At 45.0% G+C, this 15,780-nt stretch carries 15 protein-coding genes; 4 read left to right on the plus strand and 11 right to left on the minus strand.

What is annotated here, in order from left to right:
* Positions 1–270: 270 nt before the first annotated feature.
* From ABID29_RS09115 to tgt, 3 genes are read right to left on the minus strand one after another with little or no spacing between them, the layout of a single operon-like run.
* Positions 271–924 carry a uridine kinase family protein gene (locus tag ABID29_RS09115; protein ID WP_354365845.1) on the minus strand — a complete coding sequence of 218 codons (654 nt, stop codon included), beginning with the start codon at positions 922–924 and terminating at the stop codon, positions 271–273.
* Positions 921–1,445, minus strand: a complete 525-nt coding sequence (locus ABID29_RS09120; RefSeq protein ID WP_354365846.1) for a GNAT family N-acetyltransferase — start codon at positions 1,443–1,445, stop codon at positions 921–923. The genes ABID29_RS09115 and ABID29_RS09120 overlap by 4 nt, the downstream gene beginning before the upstream one ends.
* 57 nt (positions 1,446–1,502) lie before the next feature.
* Positions 1,503–2,645: a tRNA guanosine(34) transglycosylase Tgt gene (gene tgt, locus ABID29_RS09125; RefSeq protein ID WP_354365847.1), complete on the minus strand. Its 1,143-nt coding sequence runs from the start codon at positions 2,643–2,645 to the stop codon at positions 1,503–1,505.
* Between the two features lie 130 nt (positions 2,646–2,775).
* Between tgt and ABID29_RS09130 the strand changes: the two genes are divergently transcribed.
* Positions 2,776–3,612 carry a DUF975 family protein gene (locus ABID29_RS09130; protein WP_354365848.1) on the plus strand — a complete coding sequence of 279 codons (837 nt, stop codon included), beginning with the start codon at positions 2,776–2,778 and terminating at the stop codon, positions 3,610–3,612.
* Between the two features lie 260 nt (positions 3,613–3,872).
* Here the strand turns inward: ABID29_RS09130 and asnS are convergent, their stop codons facing one another.
* From asnS to ABID29_RS09145, 3 genes are all read right to left on the minus strand, one after another.
* Positions 3,873–5,219: an asparagine--tRNA ligase gene (gene asnS / locus ABID29_RS09135; RefSeq protein ID WP_354365849.1), complete on the minus strand. Its 1,347-nt coding sequence runs from the start codon at positions 5,217–5,219 to the stop codon at positions 3,873–3,875.
* Between the two features lie 585 nt (positions 5,220–5,804).
* Positions 5,805–6,983: a pyridoxal phosphate-dependent aminotransferase gene (locus tag ABID29_RS09140; protein ID WP_354365850.1), complete on the minus strand. Its 1,179-nt coding sequence runs from the start codon at positions 6,981–6,983 to the stop codon at positions 5,805–5,807.
* The gene (locus ABID29_RS09145) at positions 6,980–7,453 is read right to left on the minus strand and encodes a cell wall elongation regulator TseB-like domain-containing protein (protein ID WP_354365851.1); all 474 of its coding nucleotides are present in this window, start codon (positions 7,451–7,453) and stop codon (positions 6,980–6,982) included. The genes ABID29_RS09140 and ABID29_RS09145 overlap by 4 nt, the downstream gene beginning before the upstream one ends.
* A 164-nt stretch (positions 7,454–7,617) precedes the next feature.
* Here ABID29_RS09145 and ABID29_RS09150 point away from each other — a divergent pair, with 164 nt between their 5' ends.
* Both ABID29_RS09150 and ABID29_RS09155 read left to right on the plus strand, forming a co-directional pair.
* Positions 7,618–8,070, plus strand: coding sequence for a MarR family winged helix-turn-helix transcriptional regulator (locus tag ABID29_RS09150; RefSeq protein WP_354365852.1), 453 nt, complete (start codon positions 7,618–7,620; stop codon positions 8,068–8,070).
* Positions 8,071–8,150: 80 nt separating this feature from the next.
* On the plus strand, positions 8,151–8,696 hold the full coding sequence (locus ABID29_RS09155) for an NADPH-dependent FMN reductase (protein WP_354365853.1): 546 nt from the start codon (positions 8,151–8,153) through the stop codon (positions 8,694–8,696).
* A gap of 217 nt (positions 8,697–8,913) precedes the next feature.
* On the opposite strand, the gene ABID29_RS09160 is transcribed toward ABID29_RS09155, so the two are convergent.
* A complete protein-coding gene (locus ABID29_RS09160; RefSeq protein ID WP_354365854.1) occupies positions 8,914–9,465 on the minus strand; it encodes a hypothetical protein in 552 nt (183 codons plus the stop codon).
* Positions 9,466–9,687: 222 nt separating this feature from the next.
* Here ABID29_RS09160 and pepT point away from each other — a divergent pair, with 222 nt between their 5' ends.
* Complete coding sequence (pepT, locus tag ABID29_RS09165; RefSeq protein ID WP_354365855.1) at positions 9,688–10,911, plus strand: peptidase T; 1,224 nt, start codon at positions 9,688–9,690, stop codon at positions 10,909–10,911.
* Positions 10,912–11,212: 301 nt separating this feature from the next.
* Here pepT and ABID29_RS09170 read toward each other — a convergent pair whose 3' ends face one another.
* The 4 genes from ABID29_RS09170 to rfbB form a co-directional block, all read right to left on the minus strand.
* Complete coding sequence (locus ABID29_RS09170) at positions 11,213–12,532, minus strand: uracil-xanthine permease family protein (RefSeq protein WP_354365856.1); 1,320 nt, start codon at positions 12,530–12,532, stop codon at positions 11,213–11,215.
* Positions 12,533–12,717: 185 nt separating this feature from the next.
* A complete protein-coding gene (locus ABID29_RS09175; protein ID WP_354365857.1) occupies positions 12,718–13,629 on the minus strand; it encodes a hypothetical protein in 912 nt (303 codons plus the stop codon).
* Positions 13,630–13,675: 46 nt separating this feature from the next.
* Positions 13,676–14,527, minus strand: coding sequence for a dTDP-4-dehydrorhamnose reductase (gene rfbD / locus ABID29_RS09180; RefSeq protein WP_354365858.1), 852 nt, complete (start codon positions 14,525–14,527; stop codon positions 13,676–13,678).
* 67 nt (positions 14,528–14,594) lie between these two features.
* Complete coding sequence (rfbB, locus tag ABID29_RS09185; protein WP_354365859.1) at positions 14,595–15,641, minus strand: dTDP-glucose 4,6-dehydratase; 1,047 nt, start codon at positions 15,639–15,641, stop codon at positions 14,595–14,597.
* Between the last annotated feature and the right edge of the window lie 139 nt (positions 15,642–15,780).

Genomic DNA, 15,780 nt, shown 5'->3' on the forward strand with positions numbered 1-15,780 from the left:
TATGTCCTGTTCTTGTGTTTTCGTCGACTACAAGTATAACATAGAGGTGTTTTTTTCATGCACTTTAAGTGGCTAACTTCATTTTAGAACTTTCAATTCTATCAAATATAGTCATTTCTCTTAAAAATATTCATTCACAGCCTGATAACATAAATTTCTTTATCTAATGCCTTTCGTGCTTCTAAAATCAGTTCTTCGACTGTCCACTGGACGCGCCACGCTTATCGGCTTCTCTCAAGAAAGTTACTCATTTTCCAGAGACTAACTGAACTATCTTTCTGTCTCTTTCGTAATTTTTCTAGACCATTTTTCTATGGCGAATTGGTTCTTCGATTGATTGATGACAAAATCTGCCTCCTGAAGGAGCGGCTCCAGATAGGTTTCATATTGCTGACGGCGGGCTTGGTGGGTATTGGTCACAAAAGCCACCACTCGACCACGGTGAGCCACATCTCGCTCCAGGCGTCTAGCCAACTCTGTCTCTGAATCGGTGTAACAGGCAATGGACAGGTCAAAAAGCGATTTGTCCAGAAAGGCCGCTGACATCCCTTCGACAATCAAAAGCGGTTTTGTCCCAGGCAAGACCTTTTGAGGTGCCCAAGGCAAGCAGTCAATGGTCAGCACATCCATCCCTTTTTGCAGGGCTTGGATATCTCTTTTCAGACTAGCCAATTCATGTGTGACTGGCAGAGAAGCAGTCACTTTCTGGTCAGGAAAAAGGGCGGGCCTCACTTGCTGGCGGAGCTGGCCATCAATGATGTAGGCATCCGTCTCAATCAGGTTGACCAGTTTAGGGTCAAGCATGGCAAGCAAGTCCTGCGCTAGCCTGCTCTTGCCAGAAGCCCCATGTCCAAAGATTCGGATGGTATGAGATTGACCGTCGGTTAAGTAGCTGGTCAGTTGGTTTAAAAATCGGTCTTTCATAAGTCCTCCGTTCTGAGTTGGTAGCGAGCTGCCTGCAAGCTTTTCTCCAGATGGTCAATCTCTTCCAAGGCGACCAACTGGCCACCTAACTGTTCAATCAATCCTCGACTAGCTATGTTAGCCTGATCAGTTACTAGAAGAACAGAAGCCATCCCTTTTTCACGGTAACGGTCTTTAGCGAAGGTTAGAAACCTCCTTCCCAGCCCCTGTCTACGGTAGGCTGGCGCAACAATGTAACCGACATGGCCTAGCTTCTGACAATCTGGGTGGTCTATTTCCCAAAAACAGATAAGAAACCCAACTATATGACCATCTAAAAAGGCGAAGTAGCGTGTATAAGTTGACCAGCTTTGTCCTTCTTGTTTCTGTTCAGATTGGTGATTATCAGTGACGAATTTTGGGAAATCCTCCACATGCCACCACTCAACATAGGGATTAACCTTCTTATCTTCTAACATAGCCTTTTCAAATGCCCTGTAGGCCACTTCATCCGCTAAGGTCAGTTTTCGAAAAACAATCATGGCATCGCCTCCTTTTTTTCATTATATCATACAACAAAAACGAGGTTGCCCCCGTCTTTAGAAATTCCGTCCATTCTTGCCATAACCATAACGCTCCATAAAGTCCTGACGGAACTCAAGCAGATTGTCGTCCATGATAGCCTGGCGGACTTTTTTCATGAGGTTGACCAGGAAGTAAAGGTTGTGGTAACTGGTCAGACGAATGCCGAAAGTCTCGTCAGCCTTGAGCAGGTGACGAAGATAAGCACGAGTGTAGTTCTTACAAGTGTAGCAATCACAGTTGTGGTCAAGTGGCGTAAAGTCTTCTGCGAACTGGGCGTTTTTGACCACCAAGCGACCTTCTGAGGTCATGCAGGTCCCGTTACGGGCGATACGGGTCGGTAAAACACAGTCAAACATATCGACCCCACGAATCACCGCATCAATCAGGCTGTCAGGTGCCCCAACCCCCATCAGGTAACGGGGCTTGTTGTCCGGCAGCATTGGTACGGTGAAGTCCAAAACGGCATTCATCTCCTCGTGGGTCTCGCCTACAGCCAGACCACCGATGGAGTAGCCTGGGAAGTCCATGCTGACTAGATCTTGCGCCGATTGACGACGGAGGTCTTCAAAACCAGCCCCCTGGACAATTCCAAAGAGACCTTGATCATGCGGACGACGGTGGGCCTTTAGTCCACGCTCAGCCCAACGGCTGGTCCGCTCGATGGATTTTTTGACATAGTCATAAGGCTGGTAGAACTGCGGACACTCATCAAAACTCATCATGATATCTGAGCCCAGATTGTTCTGGATGGAGATGGCCTTCTCAGGGGAGAGAAACATCTTAGAGCCATTGAGGTGGTTTTTAAAGGTCACTCCCTCTTCAGTGATGTTGCGGCTATCAGCCAGCGAATAAACCTGGAAACCGCCGCTATCAGTCAAAATGGCTTGGTCCCAGTTCATGAATTTGTGCAAGCCTCCCGCACGGGCAATCAGCTCATCACCAGGCCGCAACCAGAGGTGGTAGGTATTGGATAAGATGATGCCTGAGCCCATTTCCTTGAGCTCCTCAGGAGACTGGGTCTTGACGGTGGCCTGGGTGCCGACTGGCATAAACATAGGGGTTGGGAAGGTCCCGTGGGGGGTGATAATCTCTCCCAGACGGGCACCGGTGTGTTTCTCCGTCTTAATCAGACGGTATTTGATTGGATGATCTGTCATCGCTTCCTCCTCCTAGGAAAAACAGTCCTAGTTGATTTGATACAGACTTGATTATACCATATTTCTAGTCCATAAGGTTTTCCTAGTAGGATTTTTTTGTTATAATAAGCAATAATGAAAGAGAGGTTTTATGGAAAATTATGATATCCGAGCTGAAGCTCGACGCTTACTGGCTAGCTTAAAGGGGAAATACGCCCTATTTAGCTTACCGATTCTCATCTTCATCTTTCAGTTCATGACACGGTTTATACAAGAAATCCGAGAGCTCAACCAAACTGGACTGACTGATCAAGAGGCAGCCAGCCTCCTTGCAGGTAGTGTCTTTTTATTGACCATTAGTATTCTGGGAAGTTTTATCCAGGTCAGCGTCAGTTGGACGATGTTACAAACTTATCGTAAGCAGTCAACTGAGGTCAATTTTAAGGATTCCTTCCTTGCCTTTAAAGAAGGGCTTTTTGGCAAGACCTTTGCTGTCTTGTTTATGAAATGGCTCTTCCTCTTCTTATGGAGCATTCCGTCTTACCTTGCCTTTCTGCTCATTATAGAAATCTTAGCTCAGTTGATCGTTTTGATCTTTTTTAATGGGGTGGCTATCCCTGCTCCATTCTTTATTTTGGTAATCCTCCTTGGAATTCTCTGTTTTTTACCTCTTATTGCCAAAAACTTTAGCTACTCTATGGCACATTTTACGCTTTGGGATCAGATTGAATACGATCATTATAGCGGCGCTACTAACGCAATCACACAGAGCCGAAAGTTGATGAAGGGCTATAAAAAGAAGCTATTCTGGTTAGAATTTAGTTTTGTTGGATGGTGGATTTTAGTTGGAGTGACTTTCGGCCTAGCAGCCATCTATGTTATTCCCTACATCACAACCGCTCGAGCGATTTTTTACCAAAAACTCAAAGAAAATAGCACTCAAACTGTTACTGAAACAGATGGTGTGCCGTTTTCCAACCCATTTTAGAAGCTAACCAGCTCCCATTTCGGGGCTGGTTTTTAGCATCATCTAAGCAAAATAAAACTATCTTCACAGGAAGGCTAAACACACTGCTGACTTCGTCCTCCTTGAATCCTTATGAAAGCAAAAAAGTCCCAAAAGGAATCAAATTCCACAGGGACAGTATTATTATAGTCAATTATAGTTGAAAAACTAGAGGACTGATTAAGCTTTTTGAGAAAATACTATCATTTTTCAAAAAAATGTCACCTGCCTCATCGCCCTTATTAAGGCTTAATCCTGTGTAACATCCGTGGGAATGGAATAGATTCGCGAATGTGCTTGCTGCCAGCAACGAAGGTCACCATGCGCTCAATCCCGATACCAAAGCCACCATGTGGGACTGAACCGTATTTCCGCAAATCAAGGTAGAACTCGTACTCTGACTTGTCCATACCCAGCTCATCCATCTTGGCCACAAGCGCCTCGTAGTCATCCTCACGCATGGACCCACCGATGATTTCCCCGTAACCCTCTGGTGCCAAGAGATCCGCACAGAGCACGCGCTCTGGGTTGCCTGGCACCGGCTTCATGTAAAAGGCCTTGAAGCTGGCTGGGTAATTAACGATAAAGGTCGGTACACCAAAGTAGTTGGAAATCCACGTTTCATGCGGTGAACCGAAGTCATCACCGTGCTGCATTGGCTCGTAATCCGCATCTTCGTCGTTTTGGTGCTCTTGGAGCAGGGTCACAGCATCGTCATAAGAGACACGCTTGAATGGCTGAGCGATGTACTGCTTAAGTAAATCCACATCACGCTCCAGAGTTTCCAAAGCTTGCGGGGCACGGTCGATAACACCTTGGATCAGTGCCTTAACGTAGGCCTCTTGTAAATCCAAAGATTCCTCGTGGGTCACAAAGGAATACTCAGCGTCCATCATCCAGAACTCGGTCAAGTGACGGCGGGTTTTTGATTTTTCCGCACGGAAAACAGGGCCAAAGTCGAAGACACGTCCAAGAGCCATGGCACCCGCCTCTAAGTAGAGCTGACCAGATTGGCTCAAATAAGCTGGTTGACCGAAGTAGTCTGTCTCAAAGAGCTCAGTCGAGTCCTCAGCAGCATTGCCAGACAGGATTGGACTATCAAACTTGATAAAGCCATTTTGATCAAAGAATTCATAGGTCGCATAGATAATGGCGTTACGGACCTGCTGAATAGCCACCTGCTTACGGGAACGAAGCCAAAGATGACGGTTGTCCATAAGGAAGTCTGTCCCGTGCTCTTTTGGTGTGATCGGGTAGTCTTGGGATTCGCCAATGACTTCAATATCAGTGATATCTAGCTCATAACCAAACTTGGAACGCTCGTCTTCCTTGACAATACCCGTCACATAGACGGACGTTTCTTGGCTGAGGCGTTTAACGGTATCAAACTTAGCTGTTCCTTCTTCTTCGCCAAATGTTTCAATGAAGTTTGGCTTGAAGGCTACCGCTTGGAAAAAGGCCGTTCCATCACGGAGTTGGAGGAAGGCTAACTTTCCTTTTCCTGATTTGTTGGCCACCCAGGCACCGATGGTGACTTCTTGGCCCAGATGTTGGGGAACTTGGTTGATGGTAATGAGGTTTCTTGACATAATTTCTCTTTTCTTCTTATTTTTTGTTTTGACAGTTCTCTTAGGTGGTAGGGACGTTGAAAACTAAATCTTTGAACCTCTAGGAACGCTTTGGGTCAACTCCCTTGCCATAAAGTTTCCAAGACACTCATCAGACTGGATTTTCCATACTTACTTCTGAGCCACAGTTCCAGAAGTGCCGGCTAAACCACAGCGAAAACTGTCTTTCGGGGGTTGGTGTGCTCGCAATTTTTAGATTGTAGCTAGATAGTCCTGACTGAAGACAATTTGACAAGACTTAGCTGGTTCTTCTTAGTTTTTTCTATACTATGACTCAATGGCTCTGAAGAGGTCACCACGGCAGAAAAATTCATTGATAGCTCACTTTTCGCTCGCTGATTTTTTCCTGCAAAGTATATCAATATTGTCACAGGTAGAGTCACAGCGAGAAGTGTCGTTTTAGTGGTTCACTTCATTTAGCTTCGCTTTTCCTGCAAACTATTTCAAATCTTACCACAGATGACATCTTAACTTAATGATACGCCCCAAAAAGCTTTAAATGTTTGTGCCAGCAGATAGTACTCAACTATTTTTTTGAACTACCGCTTACTCTTCCATATAGGCTTTCAGTCGTGTCACTACTTCCTTCAAGGTATCAATATCAGTGGCGTAACTGAGGCGGATATTTTTAGAGGCTCCAAAGCCATCTCCTGTCACTACCGCTACACCCGTTTCTTCTAGGATAGCATCGGTAAAGGCTGTGACATCTGTAAAACCTTTTAATTTCATCGCTTCAGACACATCTGGGAAGAGGTAGAAAGCACCTTGAGGCTTGATAACTTTAAAGCCAGGAACTTCTGCTAACAGTGGGTAAATTGTATTGAGCCTCTCCTCAAAGGCCTGGCGCATCTCTTCTACTGAATCTTGATCCCCTGTCAGAGCCTCTATTGCAGCGTATTGGGCTGCAGTTGTTAAGTTGGATGTCGTCTGACTGATGATTTTAGCCATAGCAGAGATAATCTCAGCATCACCCGTTGCCCAACCGACCCGCCAACCTGTCATCGCATAGGTCTTAGACACACCATTGACCACGATGGTCTGCTGACGAATGGCGTCTGACAAGCTAGAAATCGGAATAAATTGATTGCCATTATAAACTAAACGACCATAGATATCGTCAGCAAGGATTACAATATTGTGCTCTACGGCCCAATTTCCAATGGCCTCTAGCTCTTCTTTCTCATAGATCATCCCAGTCGGGTTGGAGGGAGAATTGAGCAAAATCACTTTAGTCTCAGGAGTCCTCGCAGCCTCTAACTGCTCCACGGTCGCCTTAAACTGATTAGCCTCTGTCGTCTCAACGAAGACAGGCTTACCTTCTGCTAACTTGACTTGGTCCGCATAAGACACCCAATAAGGTGTTGGGATAATGACTTCATCACCAGGATTTAAAACAGACATGAAGAAGGCATAGAGCAAAAACTTAGCACCTGTCCCCGCAACAATCTCATTAGCAGGCACAGGGTAGCCATAATAAGTCTCCATATAGCTACTAATAGCTTCTTTCAAAGCAGGCATACCGCTAGCAACCGTGTAAAAACTGGCCGCTCCATTTTGAATGGATTCAATCGCCTTCTCCTGAATATGCTTAGGCGTTACAAAATCTGGCTCCCCCAAGCTGAGACTGAGAATATCGCGCCCCTGAGCGGCTAAAGCCTTAGCCTTTGCTGCTGCTTTTAAGGTCACGCTTTCCTCCATATTTAACACACGTTGTGATAGTTTCATAAGCCCTCCTCAGAGACCAAGTCCCCTTCTTCAAACCCAATATAGTAATAGCCCCCATCCGCATAAACTTCCCAAACAGGAACTTGATTGAAGAGCCCAAAAGTTGTTTTTTGAATCGATTGCGCACCAGAATTCCTTGCTATCTCCTCTGCCTCAGAGGCCTTGATCCCTTCTGTGGCTTGATAAACTAGAATATCTCTTCCATCCTGTGGGACAAGAACCAACAAGGACTCCCCTGTCTGCCCCTTAGCCTCCAAGCTATAGTAGCTCTCTTGATGATGAAAAATGGCAAAGTGATTAATCTCTGAAAGGTCCATGTGCTGCTTGACAAGCGCCTCAACCTCTCTCCTTGCAGATCGATAGGGATAAAGCGCGTGGTAGAAAATCGTAAGCCCTGAGATTACCAGAACCACAAGCACTATTGTCAATCCCAAAATAACTTGTTTCCCAGTCGATAATCGTCTTTTCACAGAAGCCTCTTTCTGATATAATCTGTTGCTTATTATACACTAAAATTCAAAAACTTGCCAGCTTTGAAGTAAAAATATTACCTCCTAAAGCCCTTTATTGTCGCTTAATTGAAGATTCAGGTAGTAAACTTGCTTATTTCCTTCTGCTCTGTTAAAATTGACCTATGAAAAGTATAGATATTCAAGAAATTATTGACCATAATCGCTCTGCCTTAAATTGCCTGATTGCACTCAGACGGACCATGCACACCATCAATCAGCTGGAATTCCCCCTCATTCGAGAAAACAAGCTGACACTGGCCCAGTTTGGTGTCTTAGAAATCTTGTATAACAAAGGCGAGATGCGTATCCAAGACCTGATTGACAAGATGCTAACCACTTCTGGCAATATGACTGTCGTCATCAAAAATTTAGAACGAGACGGCTTGATCATTCGCCAGTGCGATCCCCAAGACAAACGGTCTTACCTGATTGATTTAACCGACGCAGGGAGGCAATTTATCGAGGGAATCCTGCCAGAACACTACCAAAATCTCGGTCAGATTTTCACCGTCTTGGAAGACTCTGAAAAAGAGCAACTGGTTGCCCTTCTGAAAAAATTTAAAGTTCTGAGCTAAATTATTGCTAATTAGTGACAAAAAGATTATACTAGATTTATTCCATGAGCTAAAGCTCATTATTTAAAAGGAGAAATCTTATGTCTAACATCTTATTTATCGTCGGTTCCCTTCGTCAAGGTTCCTTCAACCACCAGTTGGCCCAACTTGCTGAGAAGGCCCTTGAAGGTAAGGCAAATGTGAGCTACTTGGAGTATGCTGATGTGCCTGTCTTTAACCAAGATTTGGAATTGCCTGTCCTAGCTTCTGTTGACAAGGCTCGTCAAGCCGTGCAAGACGCAGATGCTATCTGGATTTTCTCACCAGTTTACAACTTCTCAATCCCTGGACCAGTTAAAAACTTGCTCGATTGGTTGAGCCGTGCCATCGATTTGACCGATCCTACAGGCCCTTCTGCCCTCAATGGCAAAGCTGTAACTGTTTCTTCTGTTGCTAACGGCGGCCATGATCAGGTCTTTGATATCTACCGTAACCTCTTGCCATTTATCCGCACCACTGCTGTAGAACCATTCACAGGTACCCGTGTTAACGACACTGCTTGGGCAGATGGCCAATTGGTCCTAGATGCTGACAAATTGGCAGAACTTCAAGCTCAAGCAGATGCCCTGCTTGCTGCTATTAACTAGGTAATCATTTTATAAAATATCCCCTACAGAACGGCAAGGTCTGTGGGGGGTTATTTTATGCATAAACTATTTTAAGCTTCAAGATTCATTGATGTCTGGAAGCAGCGCTGGTCCGTAGAACCCCTTAAAGGAGAAAGCGACTGCCTCGCTCTCCAATTACCAAGGTATTCATCACTGGACCACACCAATTGAGCTATTAAGTCAAGCCAAATCCCAGTCACTCATCCTTGTACTCAGCCATGATAAAGGGATCTTCCAAAGCACGAATCAGTTTAAAGCTGAACTCAGAAACTACAGAGTCCTGGTAACTGTAGTTTACTTCTTCTACTTTTACCTTATAGACAGCAGTTGCTTCTTGCCCACTTGGAACCGGGAAATCGTAACGCGCCTTAAACCCTTTAACACCTGATCGAAACTGCAACCCCTCAATTTCATAGCTACTGCCACCATGGCTAGCATAGCTCAATGTTTGTTCGGCTGTTCCACGGCGATTATCATAATGAGCTAGAGGCTGTGAGGTCAAGAAAGTTTCTTGACGCGATAACTCCTGAGCTTTCTCTTGTAAATCTGATAGCTTGATACCAGAGAAAGGATTTAACATGCGATCTCTTGTTTCTTGACTGTTAAAGACATAGAGGACATTGCTGTCACGGTCATAAATACCAGTCTCATGGTAGCTGACATAAGGAGCAGTAAACATCAAACTCACAGCTAGCAAAACAAGTAAAAGAAGCCCAAATCCACTAATCAATAATTGACTTTTTTTCATCTGATGCTCTCCTTCTTCAAATCTTCTTGCTAAATTTAGTATAGCACACTTTGTATCCGTTTTCAACGAAATGTATAAAACTCTCTTAGCCTCATGATGAGAAAACGAAAATAAGGTCTGCTGTTTTCATGCCCATATGTGTCATCTTGTGAACTAGCCTTTTAAGGGACTTTATGGTAAACTGGAACTATTGACAAAGAGATTTTAGATAAGGAGTTTATCATGACTTACCCAAATTTATTGGAGCGTTTTTTGACCTATGTTAAGGTCAATACACGTTCTGACGAGACCTCGACTACTACCCCATCGACCCAATCACAGGTTGACTTTGCCAAGAATGTCTTATTACCTGAAATGGAGCGTATTGGGCTTGAAAACGTCCATTACCTCTCCAATGGCTTCTGTGTGGGGACCCTGCCTGCCAACGATCCTGGTTTAACGCGCAAAATCGGTTTTATCGCTCATATGGACACGGCTGACTTCAATGCGGAAAATGTCAATCCTCAAGTCATCACCGACTACGACGGCTCTGCTATTGCCCTAGGAAGTTCTGGCTATGAGCTTAACACCAAGGATTTTCCTCAACTTAAGAATTATATGGAACAAACCTTGATTACAACCGACGGGACAACCCTTCTAGGAGCCGATGACAAGTCTGGCATCGCTGAAATCATGACTGCCGTGGAATTTCTGGTTGCCAACCCTGACATCAAGCACTGTGAAATCCGTGTTGGATTTGGCCCAGATGAGGAAATCGGAATCGGTGCAGACAAGTTCGATGTGGCGGATTTTGATGTTGACTTTGCCTATACGGTTGATGGTGGTCCCTTGGGGGAATTGCAGTACGATACCTTCAGCGCTGCTGCTGCCCAACTTGAATTTATTGGGCGAAATGTCCACCCTGGTACCGCGAAAGGTAGCATGGTCAATGCCCTTCAGCTCGCCATGGATTTCCACCAGCAGTTGCCTGAAAAAGACCGGCCTGAATTGACCGAAGGTTACGAGGGCTTCTACCATCTGATGAAATTAGAAGGTACGGTTGATCAGGCATTTGCCAACTACATTATCCGAGATTTCGAGGATGAGGATTTCCAGGCCCGTAAGGCTTACATGCAGTCTATCGCAGATAAGATGAACGCCAGTCTGGACACAGACCGTATCATCCTTAAGATGCACGACCAGTACTATAACATGAAGAAAATCATCGAAAAAGACATGACCCCAATCACCATCGCTAAAACGGTCATGGAAAACCTAGGCATCACTCCTCTGATTGAGCCCGTTCGGGGCGGCACAGATGGCTCTAAGATTTCCTTTATGGGGATTCCTACTCCCAATCTCTTCGCTGGTGGCGAAAACATGCACGGACGTTTTGAGTTTGTCAGCCTAGAAACTATGGAAAAAGCGGTTGATGTCATCATCGGCATTGTCAGTCACAAAGACTAAGCCAAAAGTTCAGAGAAATCCAAACATGCCTATCAAAGCCTTAGAAGCATGCGCTCAAAAGCCTTGCCTCTAGGGCTTTTTTGATTATCTTCTAATCCATAAATTGTACTACAAATCACAACCCTACCGACTAGCCCCATTAGACTACCTCATTTATCCATAGCAAAAAAACACGGTTAGAAGTCTGTTAACCAGAAATCTTTCCGTGTTTTTTTATGATAATGTTCCTTGCTTATGAGTTTCAAGCCTTGCAGCAAGCAACTGACCGTATTCTCACGTTATTCTGTTCGCCGTTCAAGGCTTATTTTTCAAGAAGATCTTCGACCTTATGGTCGTCAAAGGCTTCTTCTTTTGGCAGGATAAGGTTGAGCAAAATCCCTGCAATGGCTGAGAGTGCTGTTCCTGATAGGGTCACTGCACTTATTTCCAATACAGCACCACCCAGACCAAGCACCAGCATTGAACTAGCGATAATTAGATTGCGTACTTGACGGAAATCAACTCGTTTTTCAATCATAACCTTGAGACCATTGCTAGCAATTACACCGTAGAGCAAAATGGCCATACCGCCCAACACAGCTGTTGGAATCGTTGAAATCAGGGCTGTAAATTTCCCTAAGAAGCTTAGTCCGATAGCAATCACAGCTGCATTTCGAATGATAGAAACCGAAGCAATCCGCGTCATCCCGATGACACCAGTGTTTTCTCCATAAGTCGTATTAGCAGGACCTCCGATAAAAGCAGAGACTGCTGTCGCAACACCATCCCCAATCAAGGTCCGATGCAATCCTGGTGTTTTCAAGAACGGACGGCCACAGATTTCGCTCAAGACCGTATGGTCACCGATATGCTCTGCAATGGTCACAACTGCTACTGGCAAAATGGCCCAGGTCTCAGGACCGAAGTAAAGGTCATAAGTTTTGAAGAGACCACCCGTTTCAAATGGCAGGTAGAAGCCTGGTAATTCCAGCCATTTAGCATCAAGAACAGGCTGAAAATCAACTAAACCGAAGAAGATAGCAACAATGTAACCGCCGATAATCCCAAATAAGAAGGGAATAATTTTCAGGAAACCTTTGGCCTTGGTATTGATAAAAGCTGTAATTAGGAAAGTGACGATAGCAACTGCGATATTTTTGATATCACCATCTGCAACAAAGCCAGCATTGGTTACAGCAGATCCTGCAAGACCTAAACCGATGACCATAATCATCGGACCGATAACAATCGGTGGCAAGAGACGATCAATCCAGGCGGTTCCTAAAACCTTGACTAAAGCCGCTACAAGGACATAAATCAATCCGACGAGTACCACCCCAGTCTGGGCTGCCTTGATATCACCGCCCATCTGCTCAATAGCAAAGGCCATGGCAGAGATGTAGGCAAAGGATGATCCAAGGTAAACAGGTACCTTAAACTGTGTCGCCCCCATATAAATCAAGGTCCCGATCCCTGAAGCAAAAAGGGCAACCGATACGGGCATTCCCAAAATCAAGGGCACTAAGATAGTGGCACCGAACATGGCAAAAACGTGTTGCACACTGAGCAACAATCCTTTTGCGAGCGGTGGATTTTGATCCACATCCAACAATAAATTCACGCGTGAAGCACTCGACTCCATAATTCCTCTTTTCCGGGCAGACAAAAGGCCCTTATTATTCGCAATAGGGCCTAGTAGTTTTCCGGTTCTACGTGCCTTTGCAACCTCTCTGGATCGCATTAAAAGCCCTTCGCTAAAAATAGTTTACCACATTTTTTCAGAAAATGCTAGTTATCCTGACCATTTTTTCATTTAACCATTCAAAGCTAGTCTGTTGTTTCTAATTCTTCAAACAATGGAGCTAATTTTTCGTTAGATTCAGAAGTTGAAACTTGAGCTAAAGCGCCCACCATCTCATCAGTGAGTTGAATCGAACCATCCTTAGCAACATCCAACGCCAGATAAAGATCACTCAAACTCCCCCAGGTCATTCCCGAAAGACGGGCTGCACCTTCTTCACCCCCAACTGCTTTGGTATAGTAAAGAAATTTCGCTATTAGCCATTCTTCCGTAGTCCGATCCTCTTCCATTAAAAGATCTTCCAGTGGTTCAAAAAAATCTTGATAATCGTCACGATAAGTCGCAAAAACAATATACTGGAAGGTATCCACAGTAGGGACAGACAAGTGCAGATAGACTTTTTGAGCCTTCCGATCATAATTGGCGAAGTTAATCTCATAAGCCGCTGATTGCTGCAGAGTATTGACTGTCACTTTTAGAGCTTTCGGTCCCCACTCGTTTGCCTTATATTCCTTATTTTGAAAAGACAGCTTTGCATCTTCTTTAAGTCCAAAAGATTCCATCAGATAGGTGTATTGATTTTGATAGATCTCATCTTCTGACTTAACACCGTAAGCTTTCCGAGTCGCCTGCATGCTATTATTATTAATATAGAATTCGTCTACAATATCAAGCGCATTTAAGATTTCCTTTCGGTCCTCATTGTCTTCCCTAAAGGATTGCAGAGCATCATAGGCAGCCTTGCGCTCATCATCAGGCATAGTAACTTCTTCTTCCGAATATTCTCCGTCAACTAGACTCTGCTGATGAAACTTTTGGACATAAGCCTCGACATTTTCTTGAACAGGAACCTCTGGCACATTAGATTCCTTGACTTTAGTTTGGGAACAAGAAGTCAAAACTAAAACTGAGAGGGTAAGGAGAACACTCTTTTTCATACTAATTCCTTCCTTTTATAGCAAGTATAGCCAAGAGATAAAAAGACTATTTCTTTGCTTGATTGTAAAATGCTTCCAAGGCCTCCTGCCAAGATGGAATTACAAAACCTGTGGCTTTGGCCTTGGCCAGGCTCATAGTGGAGTTAAGCGGACGCTTGGCCTTGGCTGGGAATTGGTCTGAAGATACAGGATTGACCGTGACATTCTTGTCTTTTAAGATTTCCTTGGCAAACTCATACCAGGAAATCCCTTTTTCAGAGTCATTGGACAAGTGATAGTAGCCAAACTCTTGCTTGGTTTCGACCAAGTGCACCATAAATTCAGCTAGAGTGCGGGTCCAGGTTGGACGTCCAAATTGATCGTTGACAACGCCCAGAGTATCACGGGTTTCCGCTAGGTTTTGCATAGTAAACACAAAGTTTTTCCCATAGTTTCCAAAAACCCACGCTGTCCGGACTGTATAATACTTATCCGCATATTTTTCTACCGCTTCTTCACCCAAACGCTTGGTGCGGCCATATTCTGTTTGTGGGTTGGCTGGTTCATCGACTTCCAACTCCAAGCCCACTGGCTTTTGCCCCTCAAAAACGTAGTCTGTCGAGATATAAACCAAGGTTGCACCGTATTTGGCTGCTGCCTTAGCAACATTCTCCGTTCCTGTCACATTGATGGCGTAGTTGAGTTCCTTGCCTTCATCTTCTGCCGCATCTACCGCTGTGTAGGCTGCACAATGGTACACAACCGTTGGCTTCACTTCTGCAAAAAATGCTTCTACCTTACCCGCATCTGTAATGTCCATCTCTGCCACATCTGCCGCAACATATTCTACCCCACGCTCATCCAAAAGATAGCGTAGCTCTGTTCCGAGTTGCCCGTTGGCACCTGTAATTAAAATCATAAGGACTCCTTTGTTCGTTCATTAACCCCATTATACCAAAAAAACAGCCTGATGGCTGTTTTCAATCTTATTTAATCACTTCTTGCGTTTGAGCGTACTTGGCTTCAACCGCTTCTTTTTCTGCTTTCCACCAGTCTTGGTTATCCGTGTACCATTTGATGGTCTCTTCGATACCGGCTTCAAAGTTGGTAAATTCTGGCGTCCAACCCAGCTCATCACGGAGCTTACTGGCGTCAATGGCGTAGCGAAGGTCGTGACCAGCACGGTCCGTCACATGGTCGTAGGCATCTTTAGGCTGCCCCATCTTCTCAAGAATCAGCTCCAGAACTTCCTTGTTGTTCTTCTCACCATCAGCACCAATCAGGTAGGTTTCCCCCATACGGCCTTTGGTCAAGATAGCCCAGACGCCTGTTGAATGATCATTAGTGTGGATCCAGTCACGGACATTCTTGCCTTCCCCGTAGAGTTTTGGCTTGATACCTGCCAAGATATTGGTAATCTGGCGTGGGATGAACTTCTCGATGTGCTGGTAAGGACCGTAGTTATTTGAACAGTTGGAAATGGTCGCCTTCACACCGAAAGAGCGTACCCAGGCCTTCACAATCAAATCAGAGGCTGCCTTGGTTGACGAATAAGGCGATGATGGGTTGTAGTTGGTATCAGCTGTGAATTTCTCGCCTGGCCCCTCACCGTGTCCTGGCAAATCTTCGCGCAATGGCAGATCACCATACACTTCATCCGTTGACACATGGTGGAAACGGATGTCGTACTTACGGGCTGCTTCTAAGAGCGTATAGGTTCCGATAAAGTTGGTGTGGATAAAGGGTGATGGATCGTTGAGCGAGTTGTCGTTGTGGCTTTCCGCCGCATAGTGGACGATAGCGTCCGCTTGGGAAGCCAACTTATCCACTAACTCAGCGTCAGCGATATCGCCAACTACCAACTCCACACGGTCGCCGAGAATGGCTTCCAAGTTGGCACGGTTACCCGCGTAGGTCAGCTTGTCAAGAACGGTCACACGGACCTCTGGATGATTGTTGTAAACGTAGTGCACAAAGTTTGAGCCGATGAAACCAGCTCCACCTGTGACGATGATGTGTTTAAATGTTGACATGTTTTCTCCGATTTTTTTATTTTTGATCGTTTTCTAAAGTCGTGTGGACCGAAGCGACTTCCTACGGAATTCCATTCCTAAAAGTTGAGCCTAAAGTCTCAACTTTTCCGAGACCGCCAATGTACCGTTAGCGGTCTTT

The organism is Streptococcus rupicaprae (assembly GCF_040545225.1).
Taxonomy (GTDB): Bacteria; Bacillota; Bacilli; order Lactobacillales; family Streptococcaceae; genus Streptococcus; species Streptococcus rupicaprae.